At 41.9% G+C, this 20,062-nt stretch carries 14 protein-coding genes; 4 read left to right on the top strand and 10 right to left on the bottom strand.

Annotated elements, in window-relative coordinates; all coding sequences use genetic code 11:
* The first annotated feature begins 7 nt into the window (after positions 1-7).
* A complete protein-coding gene (cobJ, locus tag ACFG4S_RS04110) occupies positions 8-1,768 on the top strand; it encodes a precorrin-3B C(17)-methyltransferase (protein WP_392533596.1) in 1,761 nt (586 codons plus the stop codon).
* Positions 1,769-1,946: 178 nt separating this feature from the next.
* Positions 1,947-2,303, top strand: a complete 357-nt coding sequence (locus ACFG4S_RS04105; protein ID WP_392533595.1) for a Rieske (2Fe-2S) protein — start codon at positions 1,947-1,949, stop codon at positions 2,301-2,303.
* Positions 2,304-2,929: 626 nt separating this feature from the next.
* Here ACFG4S_RS04105 and ACFG4S_RS04100 read toward each other — a convergent pair.
* Positions 2,930-4,414, bottom strand: coding sequence for a CIA30 family protein (locus ACFG4S_RS04100; protein ID WP_392533594.1), 1,485 nt, complete (start codon positions 4,412-4,414; stop codon positions 2,930-2,932).
* Positions 4,415-5,079: 665 nt separating this feature from the next.
* Here ACFG4S_RS04100 and ACFG4S_RS04095 point away from each other — a divergent pair.
* Together ACFG4S_RS04095 and ACFG4S_RS04090 are read left to right on the top strand one after the other, a co-directional pair.
* A complete protein-coding gene (locus ACFG4S_RS04095; RefSeq protein ID WP_392533593.1) occupies positions 5,080-6,363 on the top strand; it encodes an MFS transporter in 1,284 nt (427 codons plus the stop codon).
* Between the two features lie 424 nt (positions 6,364-6,787).
* Positions 6,788-7,108, top strand: a complete 321-nt coding sequence (locus ACFG4S_RS04090) for a hypothetical protein (RefSeq protein ID WP_392533592.1) — start codon at positions 6,788-6,790, stop codon at positions 7,106-7,108.
* A 416-nt stretch (positions 7,109-7,524) separates the two neighbouring features.
* On the opposite strand, the gene ACFG4S_RS04085 is transcribed toward ACFG4S_RS04090, so the two are convergent.
* From ACFG4S_RS04085 to ACFG4S_RS04045, 9 genes are all read right to left on the bottom strand, one after another.
* The gene (locus tag ACFG4S_RS04085; RefSeq protein WP_392533591.1) at positions 7,525-8,580 is read right to left on the bottom strand and encodes a DUF2278 family protein; all 1,056 of its coding nucleotides are present in this window, start codon (positions 8,578-8,580) and stop codon (positions 7,525-7,527) included.
* An 883-nt stretch (positions 8,581-9,463) separates the two neighbouring features.
* Entirely contained in the window at positions 9,464-10,564 is a 1,101-nt protein-coding gene (locus tag ACFG4S_RS04080; RefSeq protein ID WP_392533590.1) for a hypothetical protein, read from the bottom strand.
* A gap of 396 nt (positions 10,565-10,960) precedes the next feature.
* Complete coding sequence (locus ACFG4S_RS04075) at positions 10,961-11,395, bottom strand: nuclear transport factor 2 family protein (protein WP_392533589.1); 435 nt, start codon at positions 11,393-11,395, stop codon at positions 10,961-10,963.
* A 53-nt stretch (positions 11,396-11,448) separates the two neighbouring features.
* A complete protein-coding gene (locus ACFG4S_RS04070; protein ID WP_392533588.1) occupies positions 11,449-12,129 on the bottom strand; it encodes an HAD hydrolase-like protein in 681 nt (226 codons plus the stop codon).
* Between the two features lie 85 nt (positions 12,130-12,214).
* A complete protein-coding gene (locus tag ACFG4S_RS04065; protein ID WP_392533587.1) occupies positions 12,215-13,201 on the bottom strand; it encodes a zinc-binding alcohol dehydrogenase family protein in 987 nt (328 codons plus the stop codon).
* A gap of 230 nt (positions 13,202-13,431) precedes the next feature.
* Positions 13,432-14,340 (bottom strand): SDR family oxidoreductase, encoded by a 909-nt coding sequence (locus ACFG4S_RS04060; RefSeq protein ID WP_392533586.1) that lies wholly within the window; start codon positions 14,338-14,340, stop codon positions 13,432-13,434.
* Positions 14,341-14,458: 118 nt separating this feature from the next.
* A complete protein-coding gene (locus tag ACFG4S_RS04055) occupies positions 14,459-15,649 on the bottom strand; it encodes an FAD-dependent oxidoreductase (protein ID WP_392533585.1) in 1,191 nt (396 codons plus the stop codon).
* A 145-nt stretch (positions 15,650-15,794) separates the two neighbouring features.
* The gene (locus ACFG4S_RS04050) at positions 15,795-16,484 is read right to left on the bottom strand and encodes an AfsA-related hotdog domain-containing protein (protein WP_392533584.1); all 690 of its coding nucleotides are present in this window, start codon (positions 16,482-16,484) and stop codon (positions 15,795-15,797) included.
* A gap of 298 nt (positions 16,485-16,782) precedes the next feature.
* Entirely contained in the window at positions 16,783-20,061 is a 3,279-nt protein-coding gene (locus ACFG4S_RS04045) for a beta-ketoacyl synthase N-terminal-like domain-containing protein (RefSeq protein ID WP_392533583.1), read from the bottom strand.
* Between the last annotated feature and the right edge of the window lies 1 nt (position 20,062).

The raw sequence follows: 20,062 nt of genomic DNA, 5'->3' as shown, positions 1-20,062 counted from the left end.
TTAAGTGATGATGAATGTTGCCCCCGCCATTGTAATATTAGGTCAAAATAGCGTCCCAGTCGCACGCAAAATAATGAGCATCCTACCAGGAGCAACGCTATACGGTCTAGAGAATCGCACGTCTGGGGTTGATGTCACCTTCACCAATTTTGGCGAGACGCTGCGCGATTTATTTGCTCAGGGAACGCCGCTGATTGGCATTTGTGCCGCAGGTATTTTGATTAGAACTCTAGCACCGATGCTCTGTGACAAACAACAGGAACCACCAGTGTTAGCCGTGGCTGAGGATGGTAGCGCTGTTGTTCCTCTTTTAGGCGGACTTGGTGGGGTAAATGATTTGGCGCGCCGCATTGCCGAAGCCCTTGATATCAAACCTGCAATTACCACCACAGGCGATTTACGTTTGGGTACAACGTTATTGTCTCCTCCCCCCGGATACCATTTAGCAAACCCAGATGATGCGAAAAAATTTATCTCAGATTTACTAGCTGGGGCGCAAGTCAAACTAGAAGGCGTAGCACCTTGGTTGAGCAATAGTAAACTGCCTATAGATCCAAATGGAGATTTGACCATTCAAGTTACGGAACGTTTGGTAACTCCTACAGCCAACTGCCTTGTTTACCACCCGGCAACGATCGCGATCGCCATTAGTGACATCATTGATGATGCAATACCTTTAATACAGCAACTACTAGCTGATGCCACACTTGCACCCGCATCAGTTGCCGGCATATTTGCACCCATCACTACTGCTGCCGATCCCGCCATCCACGCCCTAGCTAGCGCCTTGAAAGTCCCTGCTCGCTTTTTCACCTCAAATCAGCTAGAAAACCTACTTTCACAAGGTTATAGCCCCGCCCAAGCCGCAGCGATCGCCGCCACAGGCACATCCCCGTCTTTCTCTTCCCCTGACATAGCGATCGCTATTTCCCCCCAACCAATTGACCCCAACACCATCGGTCAGCCACGAGGACGCTTAGCGATTATTGGCACTGGCCCTGGTGGGTCGCAGTGGATGTCTCCGGAAGTGAAAGAGATACTCAAGTCGGCAACTGACCTCGTGGGTTACAAAACTTATTTGGATTTAATCGGTTCTCTGGCTGATGGTAAACAACGGCATGAGTCTGACAACCGCGAAGAAGAAGCACGAGCCAAGATGGCGCTTGATTTAGCTGCATCTGGACGATATGTTGCTGTCGTTTCATCTGGTGACCCTGGGATCTATGCAATGGCAACAGCGGTTTTTGAGGTGTGCGATCGCTTTTCCCTACCCGAATGGGACAGTATTGACATTCATGTAGCACCAGGCATCTCCGCCATGCAAGCCGCCGCCGCCGCCATTGGTGCGCCCCTGGGGCATGACTTCTGTGCAATTTCCCTTTCTGATATTTTGAAGCCTTGGTCAGCGATCGCCCAACGAATTGCCGCTGCGGCGGAGGCTGATTTCGTCATTGCTTTTTACAATCCTGTTTCCAAAGAGCGTACTTGGCAACTGGCAGAAGCCAGAAATATTTTGCTGCGATATCGAACGCCAGATACACCAGTAGTCTTAGCACGGAATCTCGGCAGACCAGGACAGACCGTAAAAGCGATCGCACTTGAGCAGTTAGCACCAGATACCGCGGATATGCGGACAATTATTCTCGTTGGTTCCACAAAAACCCGAACCATCAAGCGCAGTGATGGTAGTATTTGGGTTTACACACCGCGTCGCTATCTTGAATCCCCAGTGATATATCAAACCGGAAGCGAGCTAGAAAAGCATTAAGTGTACTTGACATAATCACCAACCTGAAGCTGTGGTAATTATGTCAATTCAGTCCCTGATTTTTTATGAAAAATGACACTTAATACTGAATACTGAATACTAACAACTAAAAATAGCCACTCTTTTTAAGAGGGGAGTTTATTTAATCTTTATCGAATTAGAATGAAAGGAGAACCTAATGAGTTGGACTAAAGTTCTTGCAGTCGAAGCACTTTCGCCAGGTGCGCGAGAAGTGGTAAAAGTTGGCAACCGGAAAATTCTGCTTTTGAATCACGAAAATCAGCTTTATGCCGTAGATAACACCTGTCCTCACTTAAAATTGCCTTTAAAAAGTGGGAAAATTACTGAAGATGGGGGAATTGTTTGTTCTTTCCATCGCAGTAGTTTTGACCTGCGTAGTGGTGAGGTAAAAGATTGGTGTCCCTGGCCACCTGTTCTAGGTAAGGCACTATCATTAGTTTCACAAGAAAAACCACTGCCAGTTTTTCCCATTCGTGTGGAAGAAGGCAGTATCTGGATTGATGTCCAAGAATAATACCCTCACCTTCAAGTAAAAACGATTGGGGATTGGGGACTGGAGCAATGCTCTAACAGTGAGATGGGTAAAGGGGAGGCAGAGGAGGGGAGGGGAGGGGAGGCTCTTGAGGCAGAGGAAGAAATAAGTTTATAAGCAATCTCTAACGCTGGTAAAAAGTACTCTCATTTGTTTCTTTACTCCCCTTGCTCCCCTGCCTATTTCACAAGGATCTCCCTTTTTCGCGTTGCTCCCATTGGGGACAAGGTTAAAAGGAACATGCGGCAACCTAAAGAAACGGTAAGATATTACTATTTCTCTTTCGCCGCGTCCCCCATTTTTGCGATCGATTGACTTTGCTTATTCCCACCGACCTCAATACTTCTCGGGTTTTGCATTTTTAACTCGGAATCGGGTTTGGGGAAAAGGGTAAAGGGTAAGGGTTAAAGGTTTTTTCTTTCCCTTTTCCCTTTTCCCTTTCCCCTTTTCCCCTTAACCGAGAAGTATTGCCACCGACCTTGATAATCTGATGCGCGTCTAAAGTATATAAACACTCTTGATGGCCATTTACTGTTAACAGTCATCACTCATCAGTCATCAAGCTTTGAAGAAACTTCTCCAGACTGAATAATCTGAAGAAATTTGATTTATTTATCCCGTTGCAAATTAGAAAATAACCTCTGCCAATCGCTGGAGTTTTTAGTATTTTCTCCTGCTTTAACTTCAAGTGTGACGTTACAAGCAAATGCTTGTTTTAGTGCTTGCACACAAATTTCTGCAACATCCTCACGGCTGATTTTGCCCCTAATATTATCGCCTTGTTCGAATATTAATTCTTTGCCTCCAGGCTCTTCTGTTAATGCACAAGGTCTAATAATTGTATAAGGAATTCCACTTTCTCTTAAACTATCTTCTCCTTTTAATTTCCATGTTAAAATTCCTCCCAATTGGTCATTTAATCTCACTGCTGGCGGTTCTTCATCCAAATTAATCCCGGGACGACCAGGACGAGTCACACCTGCTGAACTGACAAGGACAAACTGTGGTAAAGTTTTCCCACCATAAGCTTTTATGGATTCTAATTGTAAAGAAAACTTACCAGGTGTGAATTTAGGATTTAATGCATTATCATATTCAAATTTGCTCAACATAAGTTGAAATGAGCAAATTTTGTTAAAGTCAATTGGCAGAGCATCTTTGATAGTTTTAGCTCGAAATACAGGGATCAAGTCTGCAAAAGGCACATGAACATCTATCCAAGTATTTGCTACGGTATCAAAAGAATAGCCATAACCAATGCCATCCCATTTTGCTTCTGTTCGTAGAAATATTTTATAACGCTGACCATCGCCTTTAACGCGCAATTTCACACCTTCGTAATTAGATAAATTGAAGGGGGGATCAAAGTTTTTAGTTCTTACTGAAGCAAATCCTCCAGAATTAGCAGTGGAGACATTACCAGCAAATAAAGCTGTGTTTTCCACTAATTGAATATTACTTTCACTGACACCACCCATTACAACATCATCCACTGCACCCCAAATATTTTTTAATTCTGTTGATGGATTTTTGAAGTCAAATATCAATTTTTCATTTGCTTGAGATAGATATTTTTTTGCTGCTTGTACTAAGTTTTTAATACCTTGATATTCTACATTTTTAGGGATGTCACCTACAATTTCAGGTTGGTAAAATTTAACACCTTGATAATATTTAGCTCTATCTGCTGTGTCTCCCTCTACTGGTTGAACGCGCACTGCTGTGCAACAAATTACAGCTTGGATATCAGCCATAACTATGGAAGTTAAGGTTTCTGGTTTTGTGATATCTGCAACTACTAAGTCAAAATCATTACCAATAATTGAACGTGCTTTGTCGATATCTCGCACCATCGCCCGTACTTTATGACCCTGTTCCTGCAATCGTCGTAACACTCGTTTTCCGACGCCACCTGTTGCACCTGCCACTAGTATGACACCCATATTTCTGCCTCCATTGGGTATATTTTGAATATCCTGAGGACGACCTTGGATTAATTGCTGTACCCAGTTAAGGAAAGGAATTACTTCAAAGTAAGTCAGGGTTTCGATAAACCTGCCTAAGTCCCATTGAGAACGATTTTTGTCAGTCACAACCGCGTCCTCGCAACTTTCTTAAGTTTAGTCTCATCAGCTAATGCAAGTATTTTGACAACATCAGCTTGCTACATAATAACGAATAAGCTGATCCGCGTCTAAATCTAAAGTATATAAACACTCTTGATGGTCGTTGACGGTTAACTGTTGACAGGTTTTCAGTCATCAGTCATCAGGTAAATGTAGAAATTAAATGCGTAACAGCTTAATTGCGATCGCCTTAGCAGAGTCTCTCCTATAGAATGATGTCAAAAAAAGGATTTAATCCTCAATAATCTGAAAAATAGTCGGATTATATACCTATTTATTGACACAGAAAGGGCTTTAACTCATTCCATAACTGCTGTACTCTGATTGCGATCGGTATTCTCCGTGTCAATAGTATACCTATTGGCTACCAAGATCCAATCAGAGTCTACAGTATTTAAGCTTTGTTGATGGAGCAGATCAAAAACATTCCAGACGTAGAAATTGACATATTTTACAAAAAGATTTTTTGACAGTGATTTAACTAGTGCATTTGGGAACAATTTATGGAACTCAGATTTTTGTAGGTACTTACTACTCACTAAGTACCTAAAAAAAGAAGATAAACCTGTTTAAAATGCAGCCTGAGTTTGCCCAAGACAGAATAAATCACCAAACTTGCAATTTTTATAAAAATGCTCAATTCCGAAATTCAAAAAGACCTGCGCCATAACTTTACTGTCAATGTTATTGAAAGTGGATTTTTTGGTTTGGGGAGTGGTTTTGCTTCATTTATCACCATTCTTCCTCTATTTGTTAGCACTCTTACCGATTCTGCATTGCTCATCGGTCTAATCCCAGCTATTCCTCGGTTAGGCTGGCAACTACCTCAGCTATTAACAGCTGATAAAGTAGCTCGTCTACAGGCTTATAAACCAACTGTAATGTTGTTGACAATTCATCAGAAGCTTCCTTTTTTGGGATTAGCAGTGGTGGCTTTGTTACAGTTAGAACTCAATAGACAAACTATCTTACAGTTGACATTTGCCATACTAATTTGGCAAGGACTAGGTAGCGGATTTAGCGCTACTGCTTGGCAAAGCATGGTTGCGAAAATTGTTCCCTCCAGAAAGCTTGGGATTTTTTACGGTGCCTTAGCAGCATCTTCTAATCTGATGAACATTTGTGGTGCTGTGATTGCTGGTTTACTACTGAAGGAAATTGCCCAACCATTTAACTTTGCTCTGTGTTTTTTGTGTGCAAGTTTTGCAATGGCTCTATCTTGGTTTTTTATGTCTAGGACGCGGGAGCCAATCAGCACATCATCATCTGGCACTCAAACTAGACATGAATTTTGGAAAAATCTGAGTGTGATTCTCCGATACGATAAGAATTTTCGTTGCTTTGTGATCGCACGTATGCTCTCACAGTTAGCACTGATGCCACTTCCCTTCTATACACTCTATGCCGTACATCAATATGGGATGGGAGAAGCATCTGTTGGGTTAATTACTAGTGTATTGATGGTCACACAAACAATTGCTGGATTGATTTTGGGTTGGCTAGGCGATCGCATCGGTCACAAGTTAATCTTGCAAATTGGTTGTATTGCTTGTACTTTCAGTTCGCTTTTAGCTTGGCTAGCACCAAATACAAGCTCGTTTTACTTGGTGTTTATAGGAGCAGGAATAGGTATGATAGCTCTGCAAAATATTGCTGCGGTAATGACCTTAGAGTTTGGAAACCAGCACCAACGACCAACCTATATAGGTCTTGGTAATACCCTTGTCGCTCCTGCCACCATCCTTGCTCCCCTATTAGGTGGATGGATAGTGGAGAATATTGACTATAGAACTAGCTTCTTGGTGGCAGCGATAGGTGCGTTACTTACAGCACTACTTTTGCACGTAGGAGTAAGCGATCCACGCTATCTTGAAGACAATTTTAGTAACCATTCAGTTAATGTTTTGCCTGAGTAGTAAGAATTATGCTCGCAAGCTCACTGAAGATACTAAATAGATGGACATAATTAAATGTCAAATGGCAACCAGTGAATCAACCGAATGAGTAGCTTTTACCTTCTACCGATGCTCGTAGACTCGCTCTAAGCGAAGCTATGGCGTTGGCGTTAGCGTCTCTGAAAGAGAAGGCTTTACGCTGCGCTATCCTGCTTCCTATCTCGCCCCCAACCCTTGCTATGCAAATAAATTCAGTAATCAAATCGGATTCCCAGAGAGGAGATTTTATTGCAAAAAGCGATCGCTCGCATCAATAAATAGTAACTTGCTGATTAGTGACAAAAGTAATCATTGAAACATGACTTTGTATACAGGTGCGTGCCTGATTATTCCGATTAAATTAAGGATATACAAATCCAGTCATGCAACGGAGATTCAAGGATATATGAACCGCTTTAAATCTATTCTTCTTGGAGCCTTATTAGCAGCTGCTTCAACTGCTGCTTTTTCTCAAAATGCTAATGCTGCTGAATTAAAATCTGACCATGATAATTTTAATCGTAATACTGTAGCTTTTAATAACAGTAAAGTTCAACACGAACGTCAAGTCCGCGAACAACGCGCTCGTGAATTACGTGAGCGTCAAGCTCGTGAATTCCGGGAACGTCAAGCTCGGGAATTGCGCGAACGTCAAGCTCGGGAACGTCAAGCTCGCGAACAACACGCTCGTGAATTGCGTGAACGTCAAGCAAGATTTCATCACTAAAAAAATAAATTTTCACTCACTCATATTACATTAGGAGAGTATGCCACTCTCCTTTTTTTATTTGCAGAAAATTGCTCGGCAATGGCTCATTAGATTCTTATGAGCCAGTTTTATCACCGACTGCAAGGGGTTTAACCTGCATTTATCACAAGTGATAAATGCAGGGAGTGTGGGAGGGAATTCAATACTTTTCGGTTAAGGGGGAAAGGGGAAAGGGAAAGGGTTTGTAATTTCACTTTCCCCATTGCCCTTTAACCTTTCCCCAGACCAAAAAAGAGATTATTGGGTTTAACCGAAAAGTATTGGGAGGGAATTGAGAATGGGTGCTTTAAGCGATCGCTTTATGCAACGCAGGACCTCCCACCCGATGAGTGAGAAATTCGGGTTTAAACGAAGCTAAAGTTGTCAATCGGTAATCACGAAAAGACGATTGGCCTACCCTCAGCTTTGGCAGCAGCCTTGGTGTATGCAACACCATCAACCTTCAGTCCTTGGGAGTTTATAAGTGTTATTGTCCCCCCCTTGTTCGACAGTTGCGCTCCGCTTCCACTCAGTCGGAAAATGTTTGCTTCCCCTGGCTCAAGCGAACCGGAAATAGTATCAGCCTTGTCCTGTTGATCGAGAATCCTCCAGTTAGTTAAGTCTAAAGTTTGGTCAGAAGTATTAAGAATCGTCACGAATTCGCGTCCGGCGTCATCGTTACGAGGATTTACCATCGCAGCAATGATGCGTGCGAGGCGATATGGCGAATCCGCTGGGACTACAGGCCAAGGATCGATATTACCGGTGTCTGGGATTGTGACCACAGGAACCGCCGGAGCATTATCGATTGGTGTAGCATCTTTATCATCAGTATGCCAAACTTGATTCTGGAATTTCAGAAAGAGCGCTGATGCTCTGCCCGATTTAGGAAAGTCGATAATGAGGGCGCCATCACTGTAAGTATTCTTCCCATCACCGGCACCACCCTGGTTCATATGAATCAGGTGGACTCCGTTACCAGGCAAAAAATCAAAGTATTGGTCTTTTTTGTCTTGTTCAGGACCCCAACGCTCGCCGAATGCGTAAACCACAGCACCTTCCTCGTTAATGGCACGTTGGAGGAGATCCTCTACGAACTCAAAGAGGTCGTTGTTCGGACCGGGTGCAAGATCTGTGATCGGTTTCATATCCGTCGCACGGAAGATGTTACTACGGATATAGTCGATCGCAGCATCATCCTTTACACCATCTTTCAGGTTATTCCAACCTTCGGGTAGTTCACGCGCACGGTCAACAATCGGATGCTTAATGTCATGTATAATCAAATATTCGATCAGCCTGTTTTCGACTGGACCACGACTCGATCGCACGTTGATTGCAATGCGAAAACTCACTCCTTGAACCTTCATTAAGAGTTCAGAGTGAGGATCGTTGTCGTCATCTCGCTTGTATTCAACGGCTGTTCCTTTCAAGACACCATAATTCTTCACGGGTTACTCCTTATAAATGTTTGGTTCCTATCCAGGCAGTTCTGATAATTGGTTATGCTATATGCACAACTTTCACGTCGTCATCTAAGTAGTACTGATGACACGTGATTTATCAGGAAGTTCTTGAGAACTTATGCAAGCTCGTTTAAAATAAGTGCGATCGTGGAATAACTAAAAACAGCACTGGCTCCCAAAAGTTTTGATATCGCTGGACTTCACAAATACTGCTCAGAAACTCCAGCAAGAAATTTTTGACTTTGGGCTTGACTCAAGCATTTTTACCATCTGCTGTAAAGTCCAATCGCACCCAATACGGTTCGGTTAAAGGGGAAAGGTTAAAGGGATTCATGTTTTGAATACATCCTTTCCCCTTTACCCCTTACACTTTTCCCAGACCACACTCGATTGTGAAAAATGCTTATCCGAACCGTATTGCAATTGCACCCGCACCCCATTATCACTCAGATTCTATCAGCTTTTCTCAGGTTTTTCGTAAAATGGTATAAGTTCGTAGCGTTTTTCCGCTATGGATGCACCACTATGCTAAATAGTGGGATAGATTCTAGGTTTACACAATGAAAGTGCATTAAGAACAAACGTCCATAACGCACTCTACGAAATTCGCTGAAAATATGTTGAATGAGCGAATTTTGAATTGTTAAACAGACAACTTTTTCTGGTAATCAGCTATTTTTTCGGATTTGATACATAGTTTCAATTCAGTATTTTATCACTCTGTCAATGCATAATTCCTAAGGGTATTGAACATATAATTTGGTGCGGTTTATTTCAATGAATTGGGCATGGTGAAGTTTCACCGCATTATTTGGATTGAGTTGCCCAAATTAAATCTAATAATTGATTATCGAGCCAGAATATGGTGTTATCTTATGGAAAATCCACCTGTGAAGCTATTGTGAATACTACCACTTGCAGGGGTTTTCATAACTTTTTTATTACGCTTTAATACCCAAACAGAACCGAAAACACCCAACACCACTATACCAAAGGCAGAATTAGGTTCAGGAACTGAGGTTGGTAGTAACAAAATTTGTGTGGGATTAACTAAGCCATTACTACCAGGAGAAATGAAGGTTTTGACAAATTCTCCTGTTGCGCCATCATATTCTAAGACATTAGCAGTAGTAAAGCTGCTAATCAAAAGTTTGCCTTCAGGATTAAACAGCAAACCAGTGGGACTACTTAGCCCTCCGCTACCAGGGGGGACAACAGTTCTGAGAAATGCCCCTGTATTACCATCATATTCTAAGACAGCACTGAGTCCCACGCGATCGCTAAATGCACTAGAACCCGAACTGTTCACAAACAGGTTTCCATTTGGACCAAAGCTGATAGCTTCAGTCAGATTTAACCCACCACTACCAGAGGGGACAAAATCTCGAAGGAATGCGCCTGTCAGTCCGTTGTACTCTAAAACACTACCATTTCCAAAGCTACTAACAAACAGGTTGCCATTGGGTCCAAAGATTGAAGTGACGGGACGACTTAACCCACCGCTATCAGGGCCAATGAATGTACCCAAAAATGCACCTGTTGTATTGTTATATTCCAGGATGCTGTTAGTACCAAAACTGTTGACAAATAAATTGCCATTGCGACCAAAGAACATACCAATAGGATTAGCTAGTCCACCACTGCCAGGAGAGACAACAGTTCTGACAAATGCTCCTGTTTTCCCGTTATACTCTTGGACACTACCATTACCCCAACTGCTGACCAACACATTACCATTTGGGGCTAAGAGCAAGCCATTGGGGTTAGTTAACCCTCCACTTCCTGTAGGGACAAAAGTTCTAATAAAATCACCTGTGATTTCATCATATTCTAAGACGTTATTACCAGTAATGTTGCTGACTAACAGGCCTGCTTGTGCTGGTAGCACAGTTAATCCGCCTATAGTGATTCCACCAATGGTAATAGCTGCCAAACTAAGGCTAGTTTTATAAAAATTCCGAATTGACATAAGTGTGAATAAATGAACTTGGCTTAGTGGTCTTTTTATTTATTATTCCTTGAATGTACGCTTTACTGAGTGTTTGTAAAGATTTTCTAATATTTACTTACGTATAAATCTTAGAGAATTTGCCCGGAAAGCAGCCCAAAGCTAAAGCTCAGCTAATGTGGTGGACAATGCCTTTAGTTGGTATACTACGTCTAATGGTTAGAGAAACAGGGTTATGGTTTATTTGATTGGCTGGTTTTTTTGCAGAATCTAGTCTAAATATCATCTCGCAATACTTTCGGTAGTAAAAGAAGTCAGGAATAAAATGTTGACTCCTGACATCTATCCATTAACTGCTTTGCACTATATTTGGGATAAATCAAAGGATGTTTATAACCTTTGATAATTACCACACTTTTATGATGACAGTACCCACGGTTGCAATATGGGAGTTGCATGACCCATAATCATTTGCCAGCGCCCATCTCGTTTCATGTATACATGGGAATCTCGCACTTCTACCGCATCTTGTCCCTTCAATTTGATTGATAGGCAGAAGTTAATGATAGCTACTGTATCTCCATACCAATATATTTGAACTCGATCGGTATTTAAAGATTCAAGAGCTACGCTTTTCACGTTTTCGATTTCCAATGCTTTATTAATAACCCGACCATCTGGTACTATGCCGAGAAAATCATCAGGTAGTTCTTTCTCAACTAGTGCAGCATCATTTGTGAGAAATGCATTCAAAAATGCTCCAACTAACTTTTGTATTTCCTGTGTATCAGCTTTTCTGTCAGTACTTATTGTATCCATGTTTAAATTCAATTTGACAGTTGTTGCTTCCATGATATTTATCCTTTAAAAAATTACTTTTCGCGTGGCAAAATCTTGTTGCTTGCTCAAGCATGAAGACTAGATAAATGTTTAGGTTTTGCAATCTGAATCAGATTATCCAAGGAAGAGATCTGAAGGTCAATCAGGTCTTCATACTCTAGATAGTCATCTATATTGAAAGTTGGAGTGACCATTAAACCTGTTTTCAAATTTGCTATCTTTGCTGCTCTTAAAGCATAGGGAGAGTCATCCACTATTATCCAGTCTTCTAAATCAAGTTGGAGATTACTACCGATTTCGATGTAACAAGCAGGATTGGCTTTTGACATTCCCTGAGTTGAACATATCATTGAAGCATCTAAACCTGGAACACGATCTAGTTGATTAAATGCCCCAGATGTTGAACTTCTTTGGGAGATAATTTTTACTTGTATATCGTTCTGGTAACAAAAATTGAGCAGTCGGCTAAATCCTGGATCAATCACAACAGAATCACTAATTTCTTTATGCATTAACTGTTGTACTTGTTTGACATCAATAGGGATTCCGAAAGATTGAAAGACAAGTTCTAAAACAGCTTTTGGAGGAAAAGTAGTAGTCAATTTGGCAATTTCTTTGATTGTTCTTTCTCTTATGGGTCCAGAAGTAAATTTGTTAATATATTCATATACCCATTTATGCATCAGACCGACAGAATTAGTTGATATTACACCATCAAAATCGAGAAAAATACCTGTTAAGCGCACATTTAACTCCTAAACATATCTAGATATTGGGACAATCAATTAGCAGATTGCCCCAGTTTTATGGATGTTGCCTAGAATTTAATCTCTAGCCTTTAACTCGCAGCACAAGCTTGCCTGTTGTGAGCCTCTGCTCAATTCGCTGATGTGCCTCAACTGCTTGCTCAAGTGATAGTACATCAGTAACATCTACGCGCACTTTGCCACTTGCGACTAGTTGTAAAGCTTGCCGTGCAGCTGTCTTAACACGCTCTGGAAACTCTATGCTCATTGCCCGCAAATTGAAGCCGAGAATCGCTTTACCTGTGAACCACAAAAGATTGGCAGATATTTGTACATCCTCGGCATTGCTGGCATTACCCATAGCAACCAGCCGACCAAGTTGATTAAGCAACTCTAGACTTTGAGTACGAGTAACGCCACCAACTTGATCTAGGATGATGTCGAAACCAGGTAGACCAGTTATTGCTCGTGCATCCGTAATTTCATCACGAAGCAAAACTTGGTCATAACCTAGTGACTTAGCATAATCAATTTTGTCTGGGCTACCCACTGTACCAACAACTTTACCTGCACCTAAGTAGCGAGCCATTTGGCCTAAAACACTGCCAACTCCACCTGCTGCTGCATGTACTAGTACAGACTCCCCAGGATGGAGTTTAGCAACAGAAGAAAGTAGTAAAAATGCTGTGGTAACATTTGATGGCAAGGCGGCGGCGGTAGCCAAATCAATATTTCCGTCCAAATCATCTAGTGGAAAGACAAGGGATGCTTGTGCGATCGCTATCTCAGCATAACCACCACCGGCAATAATTGTAAGTGCAGCAACAGGTTGACCAACACGCAGATTTTGCACATCGGGACCTAATTCACGCACATATCCAGCTACTTCAATCCCAGGAACAAACGGCAATGGTAGTCCTGGAACCCCACGACGAAAGATGATTTCAGCGTAGTTGACGCCAGCATAAGCAACATCAATGGATACTTGACCTGGACCTGGTTGAGGATTTGGTAATTCACGAACTTCCAGAACTTCAGGACCACCAAATTGGGGAATTACAACAGCTTGCATATATTACTCCTTAATGTACTAAAATGTACTAAATAGTTGAGTTGCGAAAATTTGAACTTTTGCTGTGTTAAACGGGCAAAACAGGAGACTAGCGAAAACTTGATATTTTCTTTGCTTTCCCAAATTCCAGTCTCTCAGTTAGGAATTTATGAAGAGATATCAGTCTGCACCATAGTTGCATAGAACTTGTGTTCCATAAAAACTTTCATTGATTCAGTGCTAGGAAATTTTTAAGAATGCACGACTGAGAGCGTAGATGGTTCTGCTAGTTGGGTCAATCCCCAAGCTTGCAGTAAGGAGTATTGAGCTTGTTTTTTAGCTTCGTTCAGTGGAGCTAGACCAAAATCAATCGCTCCTGCAATAGTGCGTAGTGGACGGGAACCACTGGGCATTGCCACTAATTTCGCCACAATATCACCAACGATTTGAGGATCTTGTAACTCTTGACGGGCTACAGATTGCTCAAAACCCTGGATAATTTGTGTAGCAACCTGTGCAAGAGGCCCATATTGAGCCGATACTTCCCGATCTTGTGGATCTTCTTGACTTTTGATTAATCCAGTTTGAAATGGGCCTGGTTCGATAATCACTGAGTCAATACCTAAACCAAACAGTTCGTAGTTATATGCTTCAGCTAACGTCTCAAGTGCAGCCTTACTGGCGCAATAGAGAGCGTTAAATGGGAAAACTAAACCGCCGCCTAGAGAGCTAATGTGGATAAGTAATCCACTACCTTGTTGACGCATATATGGCAGAACCGCGCGATTTGTGCGAACTACTCCAAAGAAGTTAGTATCCATTTGTCGATACGCCTGTTCAGGAGTAAATGCCTCAGTAATACCCAAGTACATAATTCCTGCATTATTTACAAGTACGTCAATTCGCCCTGTCTGCTCAACTACAGTTTTTACACCCTCTTCTACAGAAGCATCATCTGTGACATCAAGTTCAATTACCTGTAGCGATAAGTTTTCTCGCTTTGCTTTGTCTTGTATTTCATCACGTTTAGCTTGATTGCGATCGTTAATATCTCGCATTGAAGCAAAAACTTGATGTCCTTGTCGAGCCAAAGTCTCAGCGATTAAAGAACCAAATCCATTGCTGCTTCCGGTAACTAATACTACTTGTTGCTTCGTCATTTGATTGACTTCCTCATTAATATTTATTAGACCTGATTGACTTGTGTACTCAAGCAAGACATTTCAGTAGATTTTGATTGTTCATACGATCTAAATCTGCCAAATAATAGTTGTAGATTTAGTTTTGCAAACGTGCAGGCCACAAACCAAAAGCAATCAGTTTGGCAGGAAGATCCCGAAGGATTGGCAAGCGGGAGATTAAGCGGGGTAATTGTGAAGGTTTGCGATCGTTTGCTGCTGTCAACAGTTGATTTTGAACTAAAGCTTGATACTTCTGAATCAGCCGCGTTGGCAAATCGCGCTGGCGCTGTACAGCAGCTAATTGTTGAATATTAACTTGACCAGCCTGGAGCGGTTTACTCAGTACATTTGCAGCTGCAATAGCGTCTTGGATTGCATAACTAATCCCAACACCACCAAAAGGTGACATCACGTGAGCAGCATCACCAATTAAAAGTAAGCCAGGACGGAACCAACGCTCGAGGCGACTTGCCTCAACAGAGAGTAGGGCAAATTGATTCCAATCTTGTAAAAGTTCAATGCGATCTGCTAACTCAGGTACAAGTTTAACAACAGAATCTTGCATTGCTTTTATACCTAGAGATCGTAACTTCGGATAGCTACCTTTGGGGATAATATAACTAATCTGCCAGTATTCCGAGCGATCAGCCATCCCAATAATACCACCTTCGCCCGTGCGAAGAAGCACACCTTGGGGTTCATCTGCTCGGCGGGGAAGGCGAAACCAAACTACATCTACCGGTGTTGATGCTTTGATTGGTTCAAAGTTAGCTAAACTACGAATACGGGAAGAACGACCATCTGCACCCACAGTTAGCTTTGCTCGTACCTCTTGCCAACCGTCTTGCTCATAGTAAGCAACACCACGGATTATACCATCCTCTTCAATCAGCTTTTGTACTTTAGCACCCATGACTAACTGAAAGTTTGGATAACGTTTTGCCTCATCAATAATAAACTCAATGAATTGCTGATTAGGGATGAGAGTGATGTAGGGATACTGGGTATTCAGATGCTTAAAGTTAGTAACTGTATTGAAACCCTTGCTATCCTTAATAGTAATGGAGTCAAGTTTGGTGTGCTTTAACTGAAGTAAACGCTCGGATAAACCTAGTTCATCCATAAGTTCCATAACAACTGAGTGCAATGAATCTCCACGGAAGTCTCGCTCAAAATTTTTCTGTGCTTCAAGCAGTGTAACAGAGATTCCTTTGCGAGCTAAAAGAAGCGCTAAAGTAGCTCCTCCTGGTCCACCACCTACAATACAGCAGTCTGTTTGTTGTGTCATGGTTTGATCTAAAAAGTTAACTAATGATGTTTGCGTGTCTTTGGCGAAATCCAAAAATAAAGTTAATTAGAGGATGATTGATGGCTTGTTTTCGGCAATATGAAAGTTAACATTGTCATCGTCATCTCCACGAAAATTATTGTATTTATGAAAAATTATTGCTCCTAATCTTCTGATAGCTATTAGCTTCAAAAATTTGGAAATTGCCTTTAACTTCAGCAATAACTTCACCACTTTGAATAAGTAATACATCACTATTCATTTTCATGATTCTATCATCTGTATAAACTTTCCCACTGATTTTTGTGGCTACAAATAGAGGTTGAGATGTTTCTGCAAATTGATGAAATTTGGTATGCATCTCATTGAGGATAAAAGATGTACTGAGAGGAACTTTATAGTGAAGGTGTGATAAAGCAGTTACAAATTGCCGAGTTAGTTCAAGAATGTATAGTCCTGGAACGTGGTCTTTGGGGTGTTCGTAGAAGAAAGGATGAGAGATATCTTGAGTTGCTTCACCGACAATCACATCATCATAAAGCTTTTGGATGCGAGCAATCAGCACATTTTGTTCATAGTCTTTGTGAACCAAATGTTTTTCGATTCGTAGGAGATGATTATTCTCTGACTTTTTACTCCATTTTTGAAATTGTAAGTAAGCACTTGAGAGTTCTAATGCAGATAACTTATTACTGTGATTATCTGATGTGAAAGAAGTACCTTTGTGAAAACTGGATACGAAATTGATTAATCCTTTCTGCTGTTGCATTTGCAACTTCAGAAGAGCTTGTTTAGCTGGAGACAGGTTAGCAATACGTGTAGAGATATCAGTCATTGAAAATACCTTATATGATATTTACTAGTTCGGTTAATTAGGCTGTTATGCCTCAACTTAATTGCTTTGTTTGTAGCTCTAATACTTATCACCCTGTTATTTGGGTTTTATGCAAAAACTTAAATTTTTTAGTTAAAAAGTCTGAAGACAAAGGTGGTTACAATTTCAATTAAGTGAGCCGATGCGCCGACTTACTTAAGAGAAATGTATAGGTTGGGTAACGCTTATGCTCAACCCAACCTACAAATATTCTTAACTGAGGAGTATTAGGGAGAATGAGTTCTGTTGAACTCAGCTTTTAGTTATTGTTGACATTGACGGTATCAGTCAGTATGTTTTGTACTTCGTCATCTGAAAGTCTTTCTAGCTCACTGAGTACCTGCACTAATATCTCCTGATCTATGTATTCAAGATTAGAGAATGACGTTAAGGATATTGGGCTGATCTGATCTAAGATGAAAGTTGCCAGATGTGAGATACTAGTTGCCTCAAAGAATGTCGCTGTTGAAACAACAACCTGTAAGTCAGTTTCAATTTGTTTTTTGAGTTCAATGATAATCAGTGAATCAACTAGTGAAGCTAAGGACTGCTGGCTACCTAGTTTAGAGACTGGAAGTTGCAAAGCTTTTGCCAGTCTATCTAGTAGGTATGCTTCCAACATTAGTTGGCGATCTCCAGGTTCTCTAGCAAGAATTTGTTCTTGAGATAAGGGACTAACAGCACTTTGGACAATTTCTCGGAAAGAAGTTTTATGTTTGCTTGTTTGGTTAGGGGGCTGAGGTACTTGTTGAATTACCTGTTTGACTTGTGAAACTTTTTCATCTTTGGTTTTCTTCCAGTAACTTTGGCGTTCAAAAGGATAAGTGGGCAAAGACAACCGGTGTCGTTGATAGTCCCGATCAAATCCACACCAGTCTACTTCTACACCTTTTTCATAAAGTATAGATACACTTTGAAGGATTTGTTGCCAATCATTTTGTTCTCTTTTTAAGGAATGGAGCCAAGTACCTGCTGCTGTCGGTAAACAGCGTTTTCCCATGCCACTCAAAACTGGATGAGGACCAATTTCTACAAACAATTCATAGCCTTGTTCGTGAAGACTTTGGATGCTTTCAGAGAATCTGACGGTCTCGTTGATATGATTTCGCCAGTATGCTGCTGAGGTAATCTCTTGGCCAGTAACTAGTTTGCCAGTTAAGTTAGAAATTATTGGTAATTGCGGAGTTGAATATTTGACTTCTTGTGCCAAGCGCTCGAATGTATCTAATATCGGCTTCATTAAGGCTGAGTGAAAGGCGTGGGAAACATTCAACGGGCGACACTCAATTCCTGCTAATTCTAATTCTTGAACTATAGTTTCAACTGCATCGGCTTGACCGGAAATCACTATATTTTCTGGACCGTTGGTGGCAGCAATGGAAACCTGCTGAGTATAAGGTTTGATTGCTGCAATGATGCGAGCTTCATCAGCGAAGATGGCTACCATTTTGCCACCTGATGGTAAGCTTTGCATCAGCTTCGCCCGTTGAGCAATCAATTTTAGTCCATCTTCTAAGCTGAAAACTTCGGCGACGCAAGCCGCAACGTATTCGCCGACACTGTGACCCATAACTACAGTTGGTTCTATACCCCACGATCGCCATAATTCGGCAAGAGCATATTCTATGGCAAATAGTGCAGGTTGTGTATAGATAGTTTCATCAAGCAGTGAAGACTTATTGCCAGGTTCAGGGTAAATCACTGACAATAGTGAATGTTCTAAATAGGGGCGGAGCAACTCATCGCAACGATTTAAAGCATTGCGGAAAGTAGGTTGGGTTTCGTAGAGTTGGCGACCCATGTCTACGTACTGAGAACCTTGTCCGGTGAACAGAAATGCTATTTTAGGTTTACTAGTATTTAGAGACAGTTCATTGGTGACTTGAGTGTGTTGCTTTTGGGCAATAATGTTAGCGATTTGTTGGCGTAGCTGCTGGGTTGAGTCTGCAACTAAGGCAAGACGGTGTTCAAAGTGCGATCGCCCAATACCCAAAGTAAAGCACATATCGGCTAAAGATATTGTCGGCTGAGATTCTAGGTACTGTTGAAAGCGTTCTGCTAAGGAAACTAGCGCTGTATCAGTTTTCGCTGAAAGTGTCAGCAGATGCACGGGACGTTCAATTTCTCCAGAGGGTAATTCCTGAATTGGGGCTTCTTCTAAAACTAAATGGGCATTAGTGCCACTAAATCCAAAGGAACTGACACCTGCTAGCCGTTTTTCTTCTCCACTCCACGGAGTAGGACTAGTGGGAATTTTGATGGGTAGTTTGGCAGTTACAATATGGGGATTCAGTTCTGCCAAATGCAGATGAGGTGGCAGAATTTGATGCTGCATTGCTAGCACTACTTTAATTAAACCAGCTATACCTGCGGCAGCTTCTAAGTGCCCAATATTAGTTTTGACCGAACCAACCATTAGGGGTTGCTGTTCGGAACGCCCCTCGCCTAAAGCAGCTGCTAAGGCCTTTAATTCTATGGGATCTCCTAAGGGCGTTCCTGTGCCGTGGGTTTCTACATAACTAATTTGAGATGGTTCTACTTTGGCATTAGCTAGAGCAGAACGCACAACGGCCTGTTGAGCTAATCCGTTGGGAACTGTCAACCCACTACTGCGGCCATCTTGGTTAACAGCTGTTCCTCGAATCAAAGCTAGGATATTGTCATTATCGGCAATGGCATCTGAGAGCCGCTTCAAGACGATCGTGCCACACCCTTCACCTCGTCCGTAACCATCGGCAGCAGCATCAAAGGTTTTGCAACGTCCGTCAGCTGCTAAGGCTCGTAATTTGGCGATCGCAACAGTGACATCAGGTGAAAGTATCAAGTTAACTCCACCCGCCAAAGCCATCCGACAATCTCCTGTGCGTAAGCTTTGGCAAGCTAAATGCACTGCAACTAAAGAGGATGAACAGGCGGTGTCAATCGCCATACTTGGGCCTTGCAAGCCGAGGAGGTATGACAAACGCCCAGCGATCGCATTTGGAGTATTACCAGTTGCCGTGTAAATATCAATACTATTGGTATCGGCAAACACCGCTCGTTGAGCATAATCAATATTCGTTACCCCAATAAATACCCCAGTTGAACTACCGTTGAGCTTTGGAGATGCGTATCCAGCGCGTTCTAGAGCTTCCCAACTGACTTCTAGTAATATCCGTTGTTGGGGGTCCATATCAATGGCTTCGCGGGGCGCAAGTCCAAAGAATCCAGCATCGAATTTGTCTACCCCGTTGCTCAAAAATCCACCTTGACGAGTATGCATTTTGCCGGGAGCATCCGGGTTTGGGTCATAGTAAGCGTCTATATCCCAGCGTTCTTTTGGTACTTCTTGAATGGCATCGACCCCATGATAAAGGATTTGCCAGAAAGTTTCTAAGTCTTCGGCTCCGCCTGGAAATCGGCAACCCATACCAATAATCGCGATCGGTTCTGATTGTTGGCGTTGTAGGGCATCGAGTTGAGAGCGGGTTTCTTTGAGGGCGTAAACTGCACGTTGTAGAGGAGACAGTTGGTCTAACTTATCATTAATGTTAGTCATT

This window comes from Nostoc sp. C117 (assembly GCF_043099735.1).
GTDB lineage: Bacteria > Cyanobacteriota > Cyanobacteriia > Cyanobacteriales > Nostocaceae > Nostoc.
This window is presented reverse-complemented; position numbering and strand designations above follow the sequence as displayed.

Excerpts from the sequence above, each read along its gene's own strand:
- cobJ (WP_392533596.1), top strand. The coding sequence starts at position 8 with ATGATGAATGTTGCCCCCGCCATTGTAATATTAGGTCAAAATAGCGTC.
- ACFG4S_RS04105 (WP_392533595.1), top strand. The coding sequence starts at position 1,947 with ATGAGTTGGACTAAAGTTCTTGCAGTCGAAGCACTTTCGCCAGGTGCG.
- ACFG4S_RS04095 (WP_392533593.1), top strand. The coding sequence starts at position 5,080 with ATGCTCAATTCCGAAATTCAAAAAGACCTGCGCCATAACTTTACTGTC.
- ACFG4S_RS04090 (WP_392533592.1), top strand. The coding sequence starts at position 6,788 with ATGAACCGCTTTAAATCTATTCTTCTTGGAGCCTTATTAGCAGCTGCT.
- ACFG4S_RS04080 (WP_392533590.1), bottom strand. The coding sequence starts at position 10,564 with ATGTCAATTCGGAATTTTTATAAAACTAGCCTTAGTTTGGCAGCTATT.
- ACFG4S_RS04075 (WP_392533589.1), bottom strand. The coding sequence starts at position 11,395 with ATGGAAGCAACAACTGTCAAATTGAATTTAAACATGGATACAATAAGT.
- ACFG4S_RS04065 (WP_392533587.1), bottom strand. The coding sequence starts at position 13,201 with ATGCAAGCTGTTGTAATTCCCCAATTTGGTGGTCCTGAAGTTCTGGAA.
- ACFG4S_RS04060 (WP_392533586.1), bottom strand. The coding sequence starts at position 14,340 with ATGACGAAGCAACAAGTAGTATTAGTTACCGGAAGCAGCAATGGATTT.
- ACFG4S_RS04055 (WP_392533585.1), bottom strand. The coding sequence starts at position 15,649 with ATGACACAACAAACAGACTGCTGTATTGTAGGTGGTGGACCAGGAGGA.
- ACFG4S_RS04050 (WP_392533584.1), bottom strand. The coding sequence starts at position 16,484 with ATGACTGATATCTCTACACGTATTGCTAACCTGTCTCCAGCTAAACAA.
- ACFG4S_RS04045 (WP_392533583.1), bottom strand. The coding sequence starts at position 20,061 with ATGACTAACATTAATGATAAGTTAGACCAACTGTCTCCTCTACAACGT.